Annotated in this window: 11 protein-coding genes; 3 read left to right on the forward strand and 8 right to left on the reverse strand. The window is 63.4% G+C overall.

The genetic code is table 11. The annotated features are described in order from the left end of the window. Positions 1–24 precede the first annotated feature (24 nt). Positions 25–831, forward strand: a complete 807-nt coding sequence (locus tag MUK71_RS11600; RefSeq protein ID WP_244802774.1) for an IS3 family transposase — start codon at positions 25–27, stop codon at positions 829–831. A gap of 118 nt (positions 832–949) precedes the next feature. Here MUK71_RS11600 and MUK71_RS11605 read toward each other — a convergent pair whose 3' ends face one another. The 5 genes from MUK71_RS11605 to MUK71_RS11625 form a co-directional block, all read right to left on the reverse strand. Beyond that, the gene (locus MUK71_RS11605; RefSeq protein WP_227929593.1) at positions 950–1,678 is read right to left on the reverse strand and encodes an ABC transporter ATP-binding protein; all 729 of its coding nucleotides are present in this window, start codon (positions 1,676–1,678) and stop codon (positions 950–952) included. A gap of 3 nt (positions 1,679–1,681) precedes the next feature. Continuing rightward, a complete protein-coding gene (locus MUK71_RS11610; RefSeq protein WP_227929602.1) occupies positions 1,682–2,551 on the reverse strand; it encodes an ABC transporter permease in 870 nt (289 codons plus the stop codon). A 28-nt stretch (positions 2,552–2,579) separates the two neighbouring features. After that, positions 2,580–4,580 carry a glycosyltransferase gene (locus MUK71_RS11615; RefSeq protein WP_423724633.1) on the reverse strand — a complete coding sequence of 667 codons (2,001 nt, stop codon included), beginning with the start codon at positions 4,578–4,580 and terminating at the stop codon, positions 2,580–2,582. Further along, positions 4,577–5,764, reverse strand: a complete 1,188-nt coding sequence (glf, locus tag MUK71_RS11620) for a UDP-galactopyranose mutase (RefSeq protein ID WP_227929592.1) — start codon at positions 5,762–5,764, stop codon at positions 4,577–4,579. The genes MUK71_RS11615 and glf overlap by 4 nt, the downstream gene beginning before the upstream one ends. 85 nt (positions 5,765–5,849) lie before the next feature. Continuing rightward, positions 5,850–7,898: an acyltransferase family protein gene (locus MUK71_RS11625; protein ID WP_227929591.1), complete on the reverse strand. Its 2,049-nt coding sequence runs from the start codon at positions 7,896–7,898 to the stop codon at positions 5,850–5,852. 305 nt (positions 7,899–8,203) lie between these two features. Here MUK71_RS11625 and MUK71_RS11630 point away from each other — a divergent pair, with 305 nt between their 5' ends. Next, positions 8,204–12,226 carry an FtsK/SpoIIIE domain-containing protein gene (locus tag MUK71_RS11630; RefSeq protein ID WP_227929590.1) on the forward strand — a complete coding sequence of 1,341 codons (4,023 nt, stop codon included), beginning with the start codon at positions 8,204–8,206 and terminating at the stop codon, positions 12,224–12,226. Here MUK71_RS11630 and MUK71_RS11635 read toward each other — a convergent pair. Further along, the gene (locus tag MUK71_RS11635; RefSeq protein WP_227929589.1) at positions 12,223–12,651 is read right to left on the reverse strand and encodes a hypothetical protein; all 429 of its coding nucleotides are present in this window, start codon (positions 12,649–12,651) and stop codon (positions 12,223–12,225) included. The two genes, MUK71_RS11630 and MUK71_RS11635, sit on opposite strands and share 4 nt — an antisense overlap. A gap of 371 nt (positions 12,652–13,022) precedes the next feature. On the opposite strand from MUK71_RS11635, the gene MUK71_RS11640 reads away from it, so the two are divergent. After that, positions 13,023–13,271 (forward strand): WhiB family transcriptional regulator, encoded by a 249-nt coding sequence (locus MUK71_RS11640; RefSeq protein WP_055239553.1) that lies wholly within the window; start codon positions 13,023–13,025, stop codon positions 13,269–13,271. Positions 13,272–13,418: 147 nt separating this feature from the next. Here the strand turns inward: MUK71_RS11640 and MUK71_RS11645 are convergent, their stop codons facing one another. Both MUK71_RS11645 and MUK71_RS11650 read right to left on the reverse strand, forming a co-directional pair. Beyond that, positions 13,419–14,900: a sensor histidine kinase gene (locus MUK71_RS11645; protein ID WP_227929588.1), complete on the reverse strand. Its 1,482-nt coding sequence runs from the start codon at positions 14,898–14,900 to the stop codon at positions 13,419–13,421. 12 nt (positions 14,901–14,912) lie between these two features. Further along, on the reverse strand, positions 14,913–19,748 hold the full coding sequence (locus tag MUK71_RS11650) for an NAD-glutamate dehydrogenase (RefSeq protein ID WP_227929587.1): 4,836 nt from the start codon (positions 19,746–19,748) through the stop codon (positions 14,913–14,915). Positions 19,749–19,769 lie beyond the last annotated feature (21 nt).

Below are 19,769 nucleotides of genomic sequence, written 5' to 3' on the forward strand. Positions count from 1 at the left end.
CTCAAGGCCGAACACCGGCTGGACGTGCTCCTGGACGTCGCGGGCCTGGCCCGTTCGACGTTTTTCTATCATCAGGCCCGCTTCCAGCGCCCAGACCCGCAAGCTGAGATTAAGGCTGCCGTGAGGGAGATCTTCGAGAAGAACCACGGCCGGTACGGGCACCGCCGCATTCATACTGAGCTGCTCAAGCACGGGTGGACGGTGGCGAAAAAGACCGTGTTGAAGCTGATGCGTTCGCTGCGGCTGGTCTGCAAAGTACGGCGAAGGAAGCGTTACGTCTCCTACCGCGGTGAACAGGGCGTGGTGGCACCGAATCTGCTGAACCGGGAGTTCGAAGCTGCTGCACCGAACCAGAAGTGGGTGACCGACGTGACCGAGTTCAGCGTCGGTGACCGCAAGCTCTACCTCTCCCCGGTGATGGACCTCTTCAACCGGCAGATCATCTCGTACTCGATCGGGTTATCCCCGAATCTGGAGCTCACTAACTCCTCGCTGCGTGAAGCCCTCACCGGTCTCGAGCCCGGGGCGCAGCCGCTCGTGCATTCGGATCAGGGATTCCAGTATCAGCACGTCTCGTGGCGGACGCTGCTGAAGAACGCCGGAGCGGTCCAATCGATGTCCCGCAAGGGCAACTGCTACGACAACGCGGTGATGGAGAACTTCTTCGGACACCTCAAGGAGGAACTCTTCCACCGGGTCCGGTTCCTGAACACCGATGCCCTGAGGGCCCAGCTGGATGAGTACATCCGCTGGTACAACACTGAACGTATCTCGACAAAGCTCGAGGGCCTGAGCCCGGTGCAATACCGTGCTCAGGCCCTCGCGGCCTAGACTTTTATTTGGCCAGTCCAACTTTCGGGGACCAGTTCAAAGCGGCGGGTCCTTCTTCTTATGTTGTACCTCCGCGGCTCACCGGCGGAGGTGCAGGAGGTTCCCCGGTGCGCGCCTGTCAGTTGCCGCGCATGCGGTCAACGACGTCGCGCACCGGGCCGTCCATGACCACTTCGCCGTGTTCCAGGAGCACGCCCCGCTCACAGATGCGGGAGACCAGATCAAGATCGTGGCTGACGACCACCAGTGTCTTCCCTTCCCCCGCGAGCTCCTTGATTCTATCGATGCACTTGCGTTGGAACGGCTCATCGCCGACGGCGAGGATCTCGTCCACCAGGAAGACTTCGGGATCGGTGTGCACGGCGACGGAGAAGGCAAGCCGCAGGTACATGCCCGAGGAATAGAATTTCACTTCGGTGTCGATAAACTGGCCGATTTCGGAGAACTCGACGATCGAGTCGAACTTCGCGTTGATTTCCTCCTCGGTCATACCGAGGATCGCCCCGTTCAGATAGACGTTGTCCCGACCGCTGAGATCATGGTGGAAACCGGCGCCTACTTCAATCAGCCCGGCAACCCGTCCACGGGTTCCCACAGTACCGCTGTCCGGACGCATGACACCTGAAATGTGCTTTAGCAGCGTGGATTTTCCTGAACCGTTCAGACCAAGCAATGCAACGGTCTCGCCTTGTTCAACGTTCAGCGAAACACCTTTGAGAGCATGGAACTTCTCGGACAGGTCGCCCTTGCGCCCCTTGACGAGCCAGACAAATGCTTCTTTCATGGAACGGGTGTGCCGTAGAACGAACTGCTTGTTGATGTTATGGATTTCAATGGCACTTGCCACGGTTCACAGCTCCTGCGCGAAACGGCCCTCAAGGCGACGGAAGACGAGCTGACCAATCAGCAGTACTGCTGCGGAAATGGCCAGCGCAACGGGGATCCAGACGGACAGCAGATGCGGGGGGATGGACTGGGAGCCGTCGGTGGTGGGAAGCCAGAATGCGTAGTGGAACGTCTCGACGCCCACTGTGATCGGATTCAGCTGGTAAAAGTTGAAAAACGTCTCTCCCAGCTTGGACTGCACCATGGTCCAGGAATAGAGCACGGGCGAAGCCCAGGTTGCGACCATCAACAGCATGTCCACCAGGTTCTCCGCATCACGGAAGTAAACGTTGATGGCGCCGAACAGCAGGCCGAGCCCTGTGGCCAGCATGGCCACGACCAGGAAGCCGGCGGCTGCCGCTGCAAGCTGCAGCAGGGACGGCCGCCAGCCGCTGAAGAGGCAAGCCCCGATCAGGATGACCATCTGCGGCACGAAATGCACGCCGGAGACCCACACCGAGGCAACCGGGAACAGCTGCCGGGGCAGGTAGATCTTTTTGATCAACCCGCCGTTGCCCACAATCGACCGCGACGCGTTACCCAGGGCTTCCGTGAAGAAGTTGATCAGCACGATCCCGGAGAACAGATAAATCGCATAGTTCGGCAGGCCCCCCCGGTTGCCCGCACTCTCTTCAAGTCCCAGGAACACACCCAGGGCAACGTAGAAGACCAGAAACTGGATGCCCGGTTTGACGTAGGACCAGAGCAGGCCGAGAATCGATCCCCGGTAGCGGACCTTGAGCTCCTTGGAAACAAGGAGCTTCAGGAGGAACCGGTGCCGCAGTACGTCCTTGAGGCTGCCGGGCTGGCCCGGTACCGTGAGTTCTTCCTGCATACGCATTCCCGCCTGCGAGTGGACTGTCTTACTTTCCGGGGTTCTCATCAAACGTCCGCTGCCAGGATTCCATGGAAGTGATTTCAGGCAGCGCCTCACGGTAGCGGGCGCTGAGCTGCTCCCACTCCGCAAATAGCTGCGCCTTAAGGACCGCCGCTTCAGCCAGCATGCTTCGGACCTTCTTCGGGTCCCGCTGGTACCAGGAAGCACCGGTTCCATCGGCGTTGGACACCACGGCGCTGTCAAGCTTGGACAGGACCCACCATTTGCTGTCCTGGTTGGCCACCACAAGCTGCGGATTCTCGCGCGATTCAGGGGCGACAGGGAGCACGGTCTGTTTCAGGATGGTCTTGGCAGCCCACGGAACCAGAGACGCCAGGGACGGGGACTTTGTGCTGATGGGTTTCTTCGGCGGCTTGCGCATGTGCGGATCCGGGAAAGCGCCGGGATCCTGCTTGACTACCGAATCGCTGTATTCCGAGCGCAATGCCCGGAGTTTGGGCATCATCGCAGGAAGGGACTCGTGCAACTTTTCGGGGCCCTGAAGCACGTCGCGCAGGGCCATCAAACGGGCCTTCTGCGGGTAGTACTGCATCGAGAAAAGGTGCTTGACGTCGGTGTTCATGCTCTCACGCAGGATGCGCCCGCCCTTGGCGTACGGGGAGTGCAGCAGTGTGGCGATAAGCCGGTTGCGCTCGTGGAAGTAGGCCTGCCAGTCGACGGAATCGTCCTTGTCGGCCCAGGAAACATGCCAAACGGCGGCACCGGGAAGCGAGACCGTGGCATAGCCCACCGATCGGGCGCGCAAGGAATACTCGGCGTCGTCCCACTTGATGAACACGGGCAGGGACAGGCCGATTTCGCGGATGATCCGGGTCGGGATCAGGCACATCCACCAGCCGTTGTAATCCGCATCCCAGCGTCGGTGCAGGATCGACGAGGAACGGAGGCCCTCCAGTGCGAAGTCGTGGTTGGCCAGGCCGTCTACCGGCCCCCACCGGAACTTGTACTGGTTGACCACCTCTGCATAGGCGTTCAGCACGGACTTGTTGTACATGTCGAACATGTGTCCGCCCACAATCGTGGGTTTGCGGCACATGTCAGCGAAGGCCACTGCCCGGAGGATGCCTTCCGTCTCAACGATGATGTCGTCGTCGAGCAACATCACGTAGTCCGACCGTCCCTCCTTCACCGCTTCGCTCATGTTCCGGGCAAAGCCGCCGGATCCGCCCAGGTTGCCTTGAACAATGATCCGCAGCTGGCTGCCCATCGCCTTGGCCACATCGTCGAAACCGGCCTCGTCGGAGACCTTCTGGTTGCCCTGATCGACAATGATCAGTTCGTCCAGGATCTCGCGGACACCGTCGTCGGTCTGGATGGCTTTGATGGTGTTCAGGCAGTAATCGGGACGGTTGAAGGTCGTGACACCCAGCGTTACGCTTCCGGCGGGCTTGTCGGATACGGCGCTCCAGTCCGCTGAATCCAGCTGCATCCCGTCCGAATCGGCGATGAGATCGAACCAGTACCAGCCGCCGTCACCGAAGGGCGCCAGCGTGAGATCGAAAACGGTGCTTTCGGTGCCGGTCACTTGGCGTGACTCCACGCGCTGCGCTGCACCGCGGGCATTGGACTTGTAAACGACGACCGTACCTTCGCCAACGGTCCCGACCCGGAGAATGACGCTCTCCACCGTGGTCCAGCGGCGCCAGTAACTGGCTGGGAAAGCGTTGAAGTATGAGCCAAAGGAAAGACGCTCACCCGGGCGGACCCGCACTGAAGACCGGCTCAGGATATCCTCGGGGTGCAGTTTTCGTCCGGGCGCAGTCAGTGCCTGCTTGCGTCCGTTCTCAGCATCCAGCCCACCCTTGCCGGTATCGCTGTCGATGTAGAGCGGCAGTGTATCCAGATCCTTGTCGTTGGGCAGGACAACCCGCTGCAGAACCCGAAGCTCGGCATCACTGTCCTCGTCCGGACGTGCCGCCGTTATACCCGGCAGATACCCTGCCTCGTCCACAATGCCGTTGCTCACGCGTCGACTCCTCCGCTTTCCAGCTTTGCGCCCCCGGTGAAGTGGGGCTTGATCTTATTGTCAAACATCGACAGTGCCGATCCGATGGCCATGTGCATGTCAAGATACTTGTATGTGCCCAGGCGACCGCCAAAGAGAACGGATTTCTCGCCTTTGGCCAGGTCCCGGTAGGCCAGCAGCTTGGCACGGTCTTCCGCAGTGTTTACCGGGTAGTACGGTTCGTCGCCCTTCTCGGCAAAGCGGGAGTATTCACGCATGATCACCGTGGCGTCCTTGGTGTAGTCCCGTTCCGGGTGGAAGTGGCGGAACTCGTGGATCCGGGTGTAGGGAACGTCCTCATCCGGGTAGTTCATCACCGAGGTGCCCTGGAAGTCCTCGACGGGGAGCACTTCCTCTTCCAGGTCGATGGTCCGCCAGGACAGGTCGCCTTCCGCGTAGTCGAAGTAGCGGTCGACGGGGCCGGTGTAGATCACGGGGACCTGGCCGAGCGTGTTATCGCGGGAGAACTCGTGGCCCTCGTCGAAGAAATCAGTCTTCAGGTGCACCTGGATGTTCGGGTGGTCGGCCATGCGCTCAATCCACGCGGTGTAGCCGTCCACGGGCAGGCCCTCGTACTTGTCATTGAAGTAGCGGTTGTCGTAGTTGTAGCGCACGGGCAGGCGACTGATGATTTCCGCCGGCAGGTCCTTGGGATCGGTCTGCCACTGCTTGCCGGTGTAGTACTTGATGAAGGCCTCGTACAGCGGGCGGCCGATCAGCTGGATGCCCTTGTCGTTGAGGTTCGCCGGATCGGTCCCGGCGAGCTCGCCGGCCTGCTCCTGGATGAGCGCCTTGGCCTCGGCAGGGCCCATGGAGGCGCGGAAGAACTGGTTGATCGTGCCCAGATTGATGGGCATCGAGTACACCTCGCCCTTATGGCTGGTGTAGACCTTGTGAACGTAGTTGGTGAACTCGGTAAAGCGGTTCACATATTGCCAGACCCGCTCGTTCGAGGTGTGGAAGAGGTGCGCTCCATAGCGGTGCACTTCAATTCCGGTCTGCGCTTCGTTCTCGCTGTAGGCATTACCACCAATGTGATGGCGGCGATCCAGTACCGCGACCTTCAGGCCCAGTTCCTTTGCAGCGCGCTCGGCTACGGTCAGGCCGAAAAAGCCCGACCCGACGACGACGAGGTCAACGTTCACATCTACTCCTGTTAGTTGCGTACTGAAGCTCCAGTACTGCCGACACTCAAGGTTAGCCGACAATCCGGATAGCCATTGCTGGCTCCTACCAGCCGACTGCTTCTACAAATCGCCGTTCAAACTCGGAAGCCGCCGATCGTACGTACTGGCCCATGAGGTGATCATCGTCGATATAGACAAAGATGTTGCCTATGGCAGGACGACAGAGACCGTCGGGACACACCATGTCCGTGAAGTCAACAAAGCGCACATCAGTTTCAGACACACCCTCCGGCGGCGTCGGATCCAAGACCTCCGTGAGTTGCACCTCACATTCAGCTGAGTCCTCGCCCACCTCATATGCACAATCCGTTGGCCTGAACGTAAACCGCGGCGTATCCCTTATGCCGACCAACTGGATGCCGTTGTTCCTAAGCACCGCGGCTGTGTCACTAAGCCCCTCGACTGGGACGTCGCGCGGGCCCGCAACTGTTGATCGGGTGGCAAGGGTAAAAACTGCGTCGGGGCGGAGGGTGAGCGCATAATCGAGTGCCGCAACGTTGAAGCGGTCGCATTCACTCTCCCCACCGTTGCTCTCGGTGCCGCTGAAGTTACATCCGGTCAGTAGCAGTGAGATCACTCGATAGCCGTTTTTATCGGCCATGGTATTCACTGCTGGAAGCCAATGCTCGGCATGTGAGCTGCCTATGACGAGGATGGTTCGGTCATAACCTGCTTCTGGCATTGAATGACTGCATTGCTTCGCAAGGAGGTCGTCTGTGGGGCCGTCCGTCAGAGCATCGCAGTCAGGTGTCTTCATCGAGCTGCCACCCCATTCCCCTCCACCAGGTAATGGCAGGGTCGGAGCGTTCGCGTCGGACTCATCAGTGTAGCCCGGGAGCAGTACCGCTGCTCCCGGGTTGTTGCGGTCGGCGTCAGCCGCCAGCCGGGCAGCCTCTATCTTGAGGCCACCCTGCCATCCTGCCAGCGGTACTGCTGCCAGCACGAGGCAAACTGCAATAGCCAGGATTCCGCGACGCTGCTTCTTCTCCACCCATGCCATGGAACGCAGTGGCTTTTCCACGAACTTCGTGGTGAGGTACGCCAGGATAAGCGAGAGACCAATAATCGCCGTACCGCCGACCGGCCCGACTTCTTCCCTGCCCCGCCAGATCAAGTAGATAATCAGGACTGGCCAATGCCACAGGTACAGGGCATATGACATGTCGCCCAACCGAATGAGGGGTTTCCAGGACAGGAACCGGTCTGCACCGAACTTGCTCCCCGTCTGTCCTGCCAGGATCACGAGCGTCGCCGCCAATACAGGCCAAAGCGCCACGTATCCGGGGAACTGTCCCTGCACATCCAGGATGAATCCACCTGAGAGCATTGCCGCCAGACCGGTCCAACCTGCAGCTATCCGAACAGCCCTCGGGAGCCGGATATATGGAAGCGCCAGAACGAGCAATGTGCCGAAGGCAAACTCCCATAACCGGGTCCGAGTATCGAAGTACGCATAGGTCTGGTTGGTGTACGTCTCATAGATCGAAAACACGAACGATGCGGCGAAGACAGCACCGAAGACGCCGAGCACTGCATGCCTGAAGCGCACCTTCATGATGCGTGCAATGACGGTTGCCAACGCGAAAAGCAACGGCCACAGGATGAATACCTGCCCCTGTACGGACAGTGACCAGAAGTGCTGCAATGGGCTGGCCACACTCTGGTCAGTGGCGTAGTAGTCCACCGAGTTTTCAGCAAGCGCCCAGTTCTGGACGTAAAAAAGCGAGGACCAGCTCTGTGAGAGGATCTCACTCCATCTGCTTTTGGGGACGAATAGCGCTGTAGCAGTCAAAACACCCAGCAGCACCACAACCACGGCAGGCAGCAATCGCTTGAAGACATGTATCCAATAGCGACCGATGTTCAGCGCACGCCCGGCTTCGGCCTTCCTGATGAAGGAAAGAGAGAGCAGGAAGGCTGAGATAAGGAGGAAAACGTCCACTCCCCCGGAGACCTTGCCTAGCCAGATGTGGTAACTGGCAACCATCAGAACTGCCAGTGCTCGCAGGCCCTGGACCTCCGGCCGATACGAGCTTTGACGGTCCGGTCCCGGCGTAACCTGCGCCAGGAGATCGGTTTTCAGGTGAGTCACGCATGCCTTTCTAAAGCGATATTTCCATATGCAGTCTACTGCGGACGACTTGACCTTCCCTCCACACCCAACGGGCCCTCCCCTGCTTATCCACGGCTGCACACAGCAAACGTGACCAGAACTACGGTCTGCCTAGGCTATTCCTCACATGTCCACCTTCCGGCTGCGGCACACCGGGGGAATCAGCTGAGGCAGGTAAAAGTCGGGATACAACCCTTGGAGGGATATTGCAGCTCCATGTGACGCTGGCGAATGCGCCGGGTAGCCAAACAGGCTTCCGACCGGACCGATCCGGTCTCTGTGAAGTGGTCATTCAGGCTGCTGCGGGAACCACTGGCCCCGGTATTGCCTCGCTGCTCACTGAGCGTTTCGGTGAAGCGGCTCTTTCCATCCATGGGCGTGCCCTCCAGGAGCTCACGCCCGGACAGCAGCCATTCGTCAACGGCGCGGTGATCGTTCGTTCTGCCTGTCCCCTGTCCCCCGCGCACGGGGCTTCCCGGGTTGTCCCCGGCCTGCCGGTGGCGCAGCTGCTGCTTGTGGTCTGCAGCGGGCCCGACGCCGGCAACATCATTGCGCTGCGGCGGGGCGCCTACACCGTCGGCCGCACACAGCCCCCGGTGTTCGGCACGGCTCTGCGGGCAGGGCACCGGATAGGAATCGCGGATCCGGCCCTCTCACGCAACCATGCACAGCTGGTTGTGGCGACCGATTCGGTCAGCATCCGTGATCTCGGCTCCGCCAACGGGACGTGGGTTGACGGCGGAAGAGTCCGGAAGGCGATCCTGCACACCGGGTCGACCCTGCGGATCGGATACAGTACCTGCCGGTTGGTCCTGGCCGGCGCACCGATCCCGGAGCACCATGACTCCGGCCCTCAGCCGGAAGACCCGTTCAGCCCGCTGACGGTAAAGCTCCAGGAGCAGGGCCAGAAAACCGGTCTGCTCCTGTTAGGCGCCCTGCTGCCGCTTGTCCTGGGGGTGGTCCTGGCAGTGGCGACCGGCATGTGGATGTTCCTCGCATTCAGTGCCCTGTCCGCAGTCACTGCACTGGTTGCAGCCGTTTCCGGCAGCCGACGGCGCCGTGAACAGGCTGCAACGGTTGCCGCGGCCGCCCGCGAGGACGCCCAACGCCGACGCCGGGCTGCCCCCGATCCGGGCACCACCGTGGTGCGGACCATGGTCGGGGCTGAGGCGTTGTCGCACAGTACCGGCCGGGACCGCCCGCTGCAGGCGCCGATGAAACCGCACGGCACAGGTTCCAGCTCTGATCCCTCCTCCGTTCCGGTGCGGATCGGAGCAGCGGACCAGGCAGCCAACCTGGAGGTTCACCCGGTACGTCCGGGTTTCGCGCCACCGCAGCTGCAGGACGCGCCTGTTGTCCTGCAGCTGGGACGGGTCCGGGAGGTTTCGCTGCACGGACCAGAGGCCGGAGCGCTGTACCGGACCATCCTCCTCCAGGCCTCCGCCGCCGCAGGTGCGCGTTCAGAGGCACTGATCCTTTGTGCAGGGACTGCTGATGAGCTTGAGACCGATGGGAGGTTCCTGCCCGGCGTCACCCTCGCCGCGCTGCCCGAGGCATCCCGCTCGTCGCTGGCCGAGGCCGGTTCCCGCCTGCGGAAGCTGCTTCCCCCCTATCCCCGGGACCGGTCCACGGTCCTGGTCCTGGGAGTCTGCGGGGCATGGGCCGGGCTTGCCGGGGAGCTGCGCGATGAACTGCCGGATGATTGGCGAACCGGAAGCACCGTCATCCGCCTCGGGGGCCCGCCTGCTGCTGTACATGTGTCGCTGGTCGCGGCCAGGGGAATCCTTACCCAGGGCTCAGACACGCTTGAATTCCTCCCCGATCTTCTCCGTGCACCGGTTTTCAGCAGGCTCAGCCGTGCCCTGGGCGGGAGCGCGCCCTGCTCCGATCCCTCGCCGGAGGTACTTCCGCGGCGTCTGGCCTTCGATGCGTTTTTCGCTTCGGACCCCGGCGTCCTCCTGCGGAACTGGCAGGAAAGAGGCCCTGATACGGCCGCACGGGACGTGCAGGACGGCGGGGCGGTCGTCGGGCTGTCTGCCACGGGTCCGGTAACCCTGGATCTGGACCGCGACGGCCCCCATTTCCTTGTTGCCGGAACCACGGGGGCGGGCAAGTCCGAGTTCCTGCGTGCCTTCATCACCGGGCTGGCGTCCATCCATCCACCGACTGCCTTCACCGTCCTCCTGATTGACTTTAAGGGCGGCTCCGGGCTCGGACCGCTGGCCGCCCTGCCCCATTCGGTCGGCATCCTTACCGATTTCTCTGCGGAGAACGTGTCCCGGGCCCTTATCTCGCTGCGGGCGGAGGTCCGGCGACGTGAGGTACTGCTGGCCGACGCGGGGGCGGACAACCTCGGCGCCTACAACTCCGGCCGGCCACCGCTGGAGCATCTTCCACGACTGCTGGTGGCGGTAGATGAATTCCGCATGCTGGCTGACGCGGTACCCGCTGCGCTGCCGGAGCTTCTGCGGATCGCAGCTGTGGGACGGTCGCTGGGTCTGCACCTGCTGCTGGCCACCCAGCGCCCGCAGGGCAGCATTACCACCGACATCCGCGCAAACATTGCCACAAGCGTTGCCCTGCGCGTTCAGTCTGCCCCGGACTCCCGCGACGTCATCAATGCCGACTCGGCTGCCGACATACCGGCAGATCTGCCCGGACGCGCCTACGCGGGCATCAGCGGCCGTCCGGCCCTTTTGTTCCAGAGCCTGTCCACCGGCATGCGAAGCATAAACAGCCACTGCACGGTCCTGGAACTGGGCGAATACCTCACTGCGGGTCCGGCTCCGGACACCCAGGTGTCGACGGCCGCCGACACCGGAACGCTGTCCGGCATCTGCTCCGCCATCAATGAAGCAGCGGCCGCGGGAAATTACCCTGTTCCGTTCCGTCCCGTGCTGCAGCCACTGCCCACGGTCCTGACGGCATCATTGCTCGCTTCCGCGGCACACCTGCGCCCGGAGCCGGGGAAACTGGTCCTGGGGATCATGGACGAACCGAATCTGCAGCGCCAGCGGGCACTGGCCTGGCACCCCCGGCGGGACTCGCACATCGCCGTATTCGGCAGTTCCCGCGCCGGGACCTCCGACTGCCTTGCCCTGCTCGCCGGCAGACACCTGGAGGTCCTTCCAGCCAGGCATCTTTACGTGCTGGATTCCGATGGCAGCCTCTCATGGCTGGACGGCGCTGACCAGACGGGAGCCTACGTCGGAGCGCAGGATCCCAAGCGGGCCGCACGTGTACTGGCCTACCTTGCCTCCGAGCTCCTGCGCCGCATGGCGCCGGCAGCTGGCGGGCCCAGCGGAACGGTGCCACCCGGCATCACCGTCATGGTTACCGGCTGGTCCCGGTGGTGTACGGCCTTCCGTTCCGGTCGCGGACTCACCGGCGAAGAAGACCTGACCGATCTCATCCGCGACGGGGAACGCGCAGACATCTGTGTGGTTATCACCGGCGATAGAGAAGTACTCAGCTCTCGGTCTTTTCCGCTGATCCCCAACCGCCTGTACTTTCCGGCAGACGCCAGCGCCGAGACACTGTTGCTCTGGCCGCGGCTTCCACCCATGGACCGGGTCCCGGGGCGTGCCCTCGTACAGGGAAGGATCGGAACCGACGAGGGATTGTCTGCCCAGCTCCAGGTGCCGGAGGCGGCCCAGAAAACGGCGCCTCCCTTACCTGCGGCGGCCGCCCGGCCGCACCGGATCCAAAGCCTCCCGGGTGTCGTCAGCCCGGATTCCCTCGGACCGGCCGTATCCGCAGATTATGTACCGGTGGGTGTCAGCGGCGATGAGTTGGAGACGGCAACGGTTCGGATACCGCCGGCGAGCCTGTTCCTCGTCCTGGGTCCCAGGGGATCCGGAAGAACATCATTCCTGCATCAGGTCAAACGTGCCGCGCACACCTCGCTGGACAGTCGACTGGTCACCGGGCCGGCTGACCTGTTGCCCGTAATCGACGCCCTGGACAGGACGAACGAACCTCCGGAAAGCATGCTGGTCCTGGTGGACAACGCGGATTCACTGCCTCCGCCCGCGCACCAGCAGTTGGCCGTACTCCAGGCCAAAGGCGTACGGCTTGTCCTTGCCGCCCTTCCGGGGCCGCAGCTGACGGTCCGGCTCCCCCTGGCGGTGCAGGTCCGCTCGGCACCCCGGGGTGTGCTCCTCGCCCCCGCGGGGCCTGCAGACGGAGAGATCCTGGGCGTGCGGGTTGACCCGGCAACCCGGCATCCGGCGGGCCGCTGTTACCTTGTCGAGGGGCCGGTGGTCCGGGAAGCACAGGCAGCCGCGGCTACGGAGCCTTCCGGCTAGAAGGCCTTGGTGTCATTCCCATCGGTCAGCCGCTTGGTATGTTCCAGAACCGGTTTGGTAAACAGCAGCAGCAGCACCGCGGCTGCGGGCAGGAGCAGACCCAGGCCCGCCAGCACCAGGCCGGCCTGCAGTGTCGGCACGGCGATGATCACAACAAAGAGCTGCCACACCATGGCGGCGGAGCGGGTCCATCGATAGCCGCGGAAGAAGAAGTGGCCGACAGCGAGCAGCCAGACTGCCAGCGCCACAGCGAAGACGAGGGTAAAAACGGCTCCACCGAGTGAGAGCGGGGTAGAGACGGCCAGCTGGTATCCGTACCACCCGGCGAAGGCGAGGAGGCACAGCGCCTCAAGTACCAGTACGGCAGCTATGACGAGTACTGCCGGGGGCCGCTTTGCCTGTGGTGCATTCTTAGGTCTTGACACATTGGCACACTACCGGACATAGTCTGATTGCGGCCATGCCGGGGGCGGCCGCAGCGGAGTCATCGGGGACCGGTGGACGTTCGGACGCATGGTCAGGCACACGCGGACAATGCCGAAAAACGTACTGCACCGGCGCCTCACGGGACGGCTCCCGCCTGACAAATGACTGGGATGGCACACAAGACCTGTGATGCATCCCTCAGCCCTGAGGCCATATTTTCCGGTTGTTACCCCTTGTTTGCGTTCGGCTGACGTGCCACGCTAGATACAGGGAGATCAGGGGCCGAAACCGGCCCCTTTAGTTTGTAGTTGCTCGTGAATGTTTTCACAAACACGTAGGAGTCAACTTTTCAGAGGAGATAGTGATCAACATGGATTGGCGGAGCCGCGCAGCTTGCCTGGATAAAGATCCGGAGCTTTTCTTTCCCGTAGGCAACACCGGCCCGGCTCTTCTTCAGATTGAAGAAGCCAAGAGCGTCTGCCGGCGCTGCCCGGTCATCGATACCTGCCTCCAGTGGGCCATCGAAACCGGCCAGGACGCCGGTGTGTGGGGCGGCATGAGTGAGGACGAGCGCCGCGCACTGAAGCGCCGCGCTGCCCGCGCACGACGCGCCTCATAACCGGGAAACCCCCTGCAAGCCGGCCACGCCGGCGCGAAGGGCCGCTGCCATGGGCAGCGGCCCTTCGCCGTACCTGCACCTTTCCGGCGCAGACGCCGTTTTCCAGCTACGCCGTTTCTAGGTACGCCGTTTCCAGCTACGCCGTTTCTAGGTACGCCGGTATTCGGTGTCCAGTCCCATTTCGATTGTCACTTCGGTGCCGCCGCCCTCGGCTGCAGACCATTCAATGGTCCCGTCCAGTTCGCTTTGGACCAATGTCCGGACAATCTGCAGGCCCAGGCCCTCCCGGCGTGGCTCGGGAGGCAGCCCCACGCCGTCGTCGGACACCGTGACAGTGAGCCGTTCCTCCCGGCCGGCCGGTCCGTGCCGCCGTGCAGCCAGACCCACCGTGCCGCGGCGCCCTGCCAGGCCATGCTCGACGGCGTTGGTCACCAGTTCATTGATCACCAGGGCAAGCGGGGTGGCCAAATCGCTGGGCAGCTCCCCGAACGAGCCCTCTCGCCGGGTCCTGACCTCCTGCGTAGGTGAAGCCACTTCGGCCGAGAGGCGGAACTGCCGGCCGATCAGCTCGTCGAAGTCCACATTCTGCGTCAGCCCCTGTGACAGGGTTTCATGCACCAGGGCAATGGTGGAGACTCGTCGCATGGCCTGTGCGAGACCCTGCTTTCCCTCCTCGCTCTCCATCCGCCGGGACTGCATCCGCAGCAACGCAGACACGGTCTGCAGGTTGTTCTTCACCCGATGATGGATTTCGCGGATGGTTGCATCCTTGGAGACCAGCTCCATTTCCCGGCGGCGCAGCTCGGACACGTCACGGCAAAGTACCAGGGCGCCAAAGCGCTCCTTCTCGTCACGCAGCGGAATGGCCCGCAGCGACAGGCTGACACCTCGCGATTCAATCTCGGTGCGCCACGGCATCCTTCCGGTGACCACCAAGGGCAGCGTTTCATCCACCATCCGGCGGTCCTTCAGCAGCGCCGTCGTGATTTCCGCCAGGGACCGGCCCTCGAGCGTTTCCATATCCCCCAGCCGGCGGAACGCGGAAACACCGTTGGGGCTGGCGTACTGCACCACCCCTTCGGCATCCAGGCGGATCAGGCCGTCCCCCACGCGGGGAGCGCCCCGGCGCGAGCCAGTCGGCGTCGCGAAGTCCGGCCACAGCCCCAGGGTACCCATCCGCAGCAGGTCATAGGCACACTGCCGGTAGGTCAGCTCCAGGCGCGAGGGCATTCGGGAGCTGGAGAGGTCCATATGCGAAGTCACTACGGCGAGGGTCCTGCCGTTGCGGACAAAGGGGATGGCCTCCACCCGCATGGCCGTCTCGGCGGTCCAGCTCGTTTCGCTGGACCGCTCGATCTGCTGGCTCCGCCAGGCGGCGTCCACAAGCGTCAGCAGGTCAGCGCGGATGCGCTCCCCCACAAAGTCGCTGTGGAAGACCGTATGCGAGGTGGACGGACGGGCATGGGCCAGAGCCACATACCCGCCCTCGGGCACAGGGAACCACAGGGCCAGATCCGCGAACGCGAGGTCCGCGACCAGCTGCCAGTCCCCCACCAGCAGGTGCAGCCACTCGGCGTCACCGGGACCGAAGTCCGCATGGTCCTTGATCGGGTCGGTAAAAATTGCCACGTTTACTCCGGGCTAGCGTCGAACAATGGAGCGCAGCAGTCGCAGTGCTACCGAGAGCGAGGCCATGTCGTCCTGCTCCAGGCCGTTGACTTCCTTGAACATCTTCGTGGCCCGGCCCAGGTGATCCGCGTTTTCCTGTTCCCAGGTATCCAGCCGCTTGACCGGATCTTCTCCGGCCAGATCCGGTGTGGACTCCAGGACGGCGGTCGTCATGTCCGCCACGGTCGAGTACAGGTCATCGCGCAGGGCTGCCCGGGCCAGTGCCTGCCACCGGTCAGCGCGGGGCAGGTTCGTGATCCGGTCCAGCAGATCATCGATGCCGTAGCGGTCATAGACCGCGTAGTACACGGCGGCAACGGATTCGGCCGGCTCGTCGAACGCCCGGCTGACCAGGGCCACATCGAGGAGGCCAAAGGATTCGAACTGCTCGGCCCAGTAGCTGCCCAGTTCCTTCGGGATATCCAGTTCGCGGGCCTTCTCCTGCAGCGCTCCGACCCGTTCGGCATCCGAGCCGCGCAGGTACCGGGTGAGGCCGGCCAGCAGCGGCTGGACAACCGGCTTGAACGCCTCGATGTCTTCGGCAATCGAGGTTCCCCGGCCAACATGGTTGACGAACCAGCGCAGCGCCCGGTCAAGCAGCCGGCGCAGGTCCAGATGCATCATGGACCAGGTGCTGGTGGGGAAGTCCGCCGGCAGTCCGCCAAGGTCTGCCAGGACCTTGTCGATCCCGTAGATTTCCCGGATGGCAATGAACGCCCGGGCGATCTCCGCCTCGCTGGCCGAGGTTTCCTCGATGATCCGGAAGGCGAAGGTGATACCGCCAATGTTGATCATGTCGTTGGCCACGACCGTGGAGATGATTTCCCGGCGCAGCGGATGGGTATCCAGCTGGTCGCCAAAACGCTCAACGATCTGCTTCGGGAAGTACCGCCGCAGGGTGCCCTCGAAGTAGGGGTCGTCGGCGAGGTTCGACGCCGTCAGGGCCTTCGTAAGCTCGATCTTGGCGTAGGCGGCAAGCACTGCGAGTTCCGGGGAGGTCAGGCCTTCGCCTGCAGCGATCCGGGCGTGCAGCTCGTCGTTTCCGGGCAGTGCCTCCAGCTGGCGGTCCAGATCCGCGTGTTCTTCCAGCCAGGCCATCAGCCGCTCGAAGCTCGGGCTCCAGTCCACTACGCGCTGACGGTCATTGAGCAGCAGCATGTTCTGGTCAATGTTGTCCTGCAGGACCAGCTTGCCCACTTCATCCGTCATGGAGTGCAGGAATTCGGCCCGTTCGGCCGGGTCCAGCCGGCCTGCGGCAACCATCCGGTCCACGAAGATCTTGATGTTTACTTCGTGGTCCGAGCAGTCCACGCCGGCGGAATTGTCGATGGCATCCGTGTTCAGGATGACGCCGGCACGGGCGGCTTCGATGCGGCCGCGCTGGGTCATGCCCAGGTTTCCGCCTTCGCCCACCACCTTGACCCGCAGGTCGCGTCCGTCCACGCGGATGGGATCGTTCGCCTTGTCTCCGACGTCGGCGGAGGTCTCCGTGGAGGCCTTCACATAGGTGCCGATGCCGCCGTTGTAGAGCAGATCCACGGGTGCCGTGAGGATGGCCTTCAGCAGTTCCGGCGGGCTCATCTTCTTTACCGAGTCGGACAGGCCGAGGACGGCGCGTACTTCCGGCGAGAGGGGGATGCTCTTGGACTGGCGCGGGAAGATCCCGCCGCCGGCACTGATCAGTGCCGAGTCATAGTCCGCCCAGGAGGAGCGGGGAAGCTCGAAGAGCCGCTGCCGTTCGGCGTGGGATGCGGCTGCGTCGGGGTTCGGGTCAAGGAAAATGTGGCGGTGGTCAAAGGCCGCCACCAGCTTGATGTGCTTGGAGAGCAGCATGCCGTTGCCGAACACGTCACCGCTCATGTCACCCACGCCCACGACCGTGAAGTCCTGGCTCTGGGTGTCGATGCCGAGCTCACTGAAGTGCCGTTTCACCGATTCCCAGGCGCCCCGGGCCGTAATACCCATGGCCTTGTGGTCGTAGCCTACGGATCCGCCGGAGGCGAAGGCGTCGCCGAGCCAGAAACCGTATTCGGCCGAAATCGAGTTGGCGATGTCGGAGAAGGAAGCGGTTCCCTTGTCAGCGGCCACCACGAGGTAGCTGTCGTTGCCGTCGTGGCGGACCACACGCTCCGGCGGAACTACTTCCTCGCCGGATTCGGTCACCACGAGGTTGTCGGTGAGGTCCAGGAGCCCGCGGATGAACGTGCGGTAGCTGTTCTTGCCTTCCTCCATCCAGGCGCCGCGGTCCACAGAGGGGTCAGGCAGTCTCTTGGCGTAGAACCCGCCCTTGGCGCCGGAGGGAACAATCACAGCGTTCTTCACTGTCTGTGCCTTGACCAGGCCCAGGATTTCAGTGCGGAAGTCCTCCCGCCGGTCGGACCAGCGCAGCCCGCCGCGGGCCACTTCCCCGAAGCGCAGGTGTACGCCTTCAACCCGTGGCGAATAGACCCAGATTTCGTACTTGGGGCGCGGGAACGGTGCACCGTCGATCGCACCGGTGTTCAGTTTGAAACTGATGTACGGCTTGTCCTGGTAGTAGTTGGTGCGCAGGGTGGCATTGATCAGGGTGGCGAAGGTCCGCAGGACACGGTCGGCGTCGAGCGTGGGAACCTGCTCGAGCCCGCGCTCCAGCGCGGCACCGGCCTGTTCGACGGCGGATTCGCGGGCCTCCAGGTCCGGGTTAAACCGGCCGTCGAAGAGTGCCAGCAGGGCATGCGCGACGTCGGGGTTGGCCAGCAGGGTGCCTGCCACGAAACCGTAGGAGTTGGCCGTGCCGACCTGCCGCATGTACTTGGCGTAGGCCCGCAGGATTACGACCTGCCGCCACTGGATGCCCTGCTGGAGGATCAGCCGGTCGAATGCGTCGGACTCGGCGGTCCCGGACATTCCGGCGCGGAAGGCCTCCGCGAGCAGCGGCCCCGTCTTCACCGGATCAACGCCCGCCGGGTACAGCAGCCCGAGATCGTACAGATAGAAGTTCGCGCCGTCGCCGCGACGGATTTCGAAGGGCCGCTCGTCCAGGACTTCCAGTCCAAGGTTGTGCAGGAACGGAAGGATCTGGGTCAGCGACTTCGGCTCGGTCAGATAGAGCTTGAGCCGTGCGTCGGCCTGGCCTTCCCCCTCGCCGGCTTCCGGGACGTAGACGAACAGCTCCGGCGCGGTTTCGGGCCGGGCAATCCGGGCTTCGAAACGGGCAATGTCCTCGAGTGCGTCCTCGACTTCGTAGGCCACCCGGTACGCGGCCGGGAAGGCGTCCGCCCACAGCGCGGACAGTTTTTCGGCGTCCTGGCGGGCGAACTTGGTCCGGACCACCTCTTCAATGCCTTCGGTCCAGGACCGCGTGGCCGTCACCAGCCGGGCCTCCAGGGCCGGGGTATCCACTTCGGTGATTTCCTGGCCGCGGGGCAGCCGGATCCGGAAGAAGAGCCGGGCCAGTGCGGATTCAGTCATCCGTGCTTCAAAGTCGATGGATTCGGCGTTGAAGGTCGAGCGCAGTTCGTCCTGGATGCGCAGCCGGACCGGTGTGGTGTACCGGTCCCTGGGCAGGAAGACCAGGGCGGACATAAACCGTCCGTAGATATCCGGGCGCAGGAAGAGCCGGGTGCGGCGGCGTTCCTGAAGACGCAGGATGGCCAGGGAGGTCTCCAGCAGGGCTGCAGGCTCAATCTGGAAGAGTTCGTCGCGGGGGTAGGTCTCCAGGATGGAGAGCAGGTCCTTGCCCGAGTGGGAATCCGCGGGGAAGCCGCAGGACCGCATCACTTCGCGGACCTTGTCACGGACGATCGGGATGCTGCGGACCGAACCCGTGTAGGCGCCGGTAGCGAAAAGCCCGATAAATCGGCGTTCGCCGTTGACGTTGCCCTGTTCGTCGAAACGCTTCACGCCCAGGTAGTCCAGGTACGCGGGACGGTGCACGCTGGAGCGGGAGTTGGCCTTGGTGATCACCAGGGCACGCTTCTCGCGGGCCTTGGCACGCCCGGCGCCGGTAAGCCGCTGGACCTTGCGGGAGGCCGAATGCAGCCGCAGCAGCCCCAGTCCGCTGTCCTCAGTGGGGCGGAGCGCGTCTTCTCCGTCTTCGGTGATGAGGTCGTATTCCCGGTAGCCCAGGAAGGTGAAGTTGCCGTTGTCCAGCCAGGTCAGCAGCTCCCGCGCCTGCTGCAGGTCGGGAATGTCCCGGGCGCCGGGGACGGTGTCCAGGGAACGGGCAATCTCGTGCACCTTGGAGCGCATGGCGGGCCAGTCGGAGACCGCAACCCGGACGTCGCCAAGGACCTTGGTCAGCCCGTTGATGAGTTCCGTGCGCTTGTCCTGGTCCGTGATGCGGGCGACCTCGACGGCGATCCAGGACTCAACGCGGGTGGTGCCGCCGTCGGTGCCGAGCAGGTCCGCGAGGTTCGGGAGAGCGGCGGTGTCGCCGCTGGATACACCCGCAGCGGCCGGGACCCGCTGCACGCGCTGGAGTTCACCGTTCCGCGGGTCGCGCGTGGCAAGGAAAATGGGGTGGACGACCAGTCGGATGGCGGCGTTGCGCCGGACCACTTCGGCGGTGACCGAGTCCACGAGGAACGGCATGTCATCGGTGACGATGAGCACCACACTGGTGTCCCCCAGGTCCACAACGTCCACTGCCGCAGTACCTTCGGCGCGGGTGAGCGCGAGTTCCATATGCTTCCGGGCCCGCTCCCGCAGCACCGAGGGCGGATACGCCTGCGCATCTTCACGCGCCAGATGCTCGTAGTAATCCCCTATGAACTCGTCGAGGGAAGTGTCCGAACTTAAAAGATCCGCGATGCTGGATCCTGACGACATGTAATACGCCTCCGATAGTAC

Source organism: Arthrobacter zhangbolii (genome assembly GCF_022869865.1).
Lineage (GTDB): Bacteria > Actinomycetota > Actinomycetes > Actinomycetales > Micrococcaceae > Arthrobacter_B > Arthrobacter_B zhangbolii.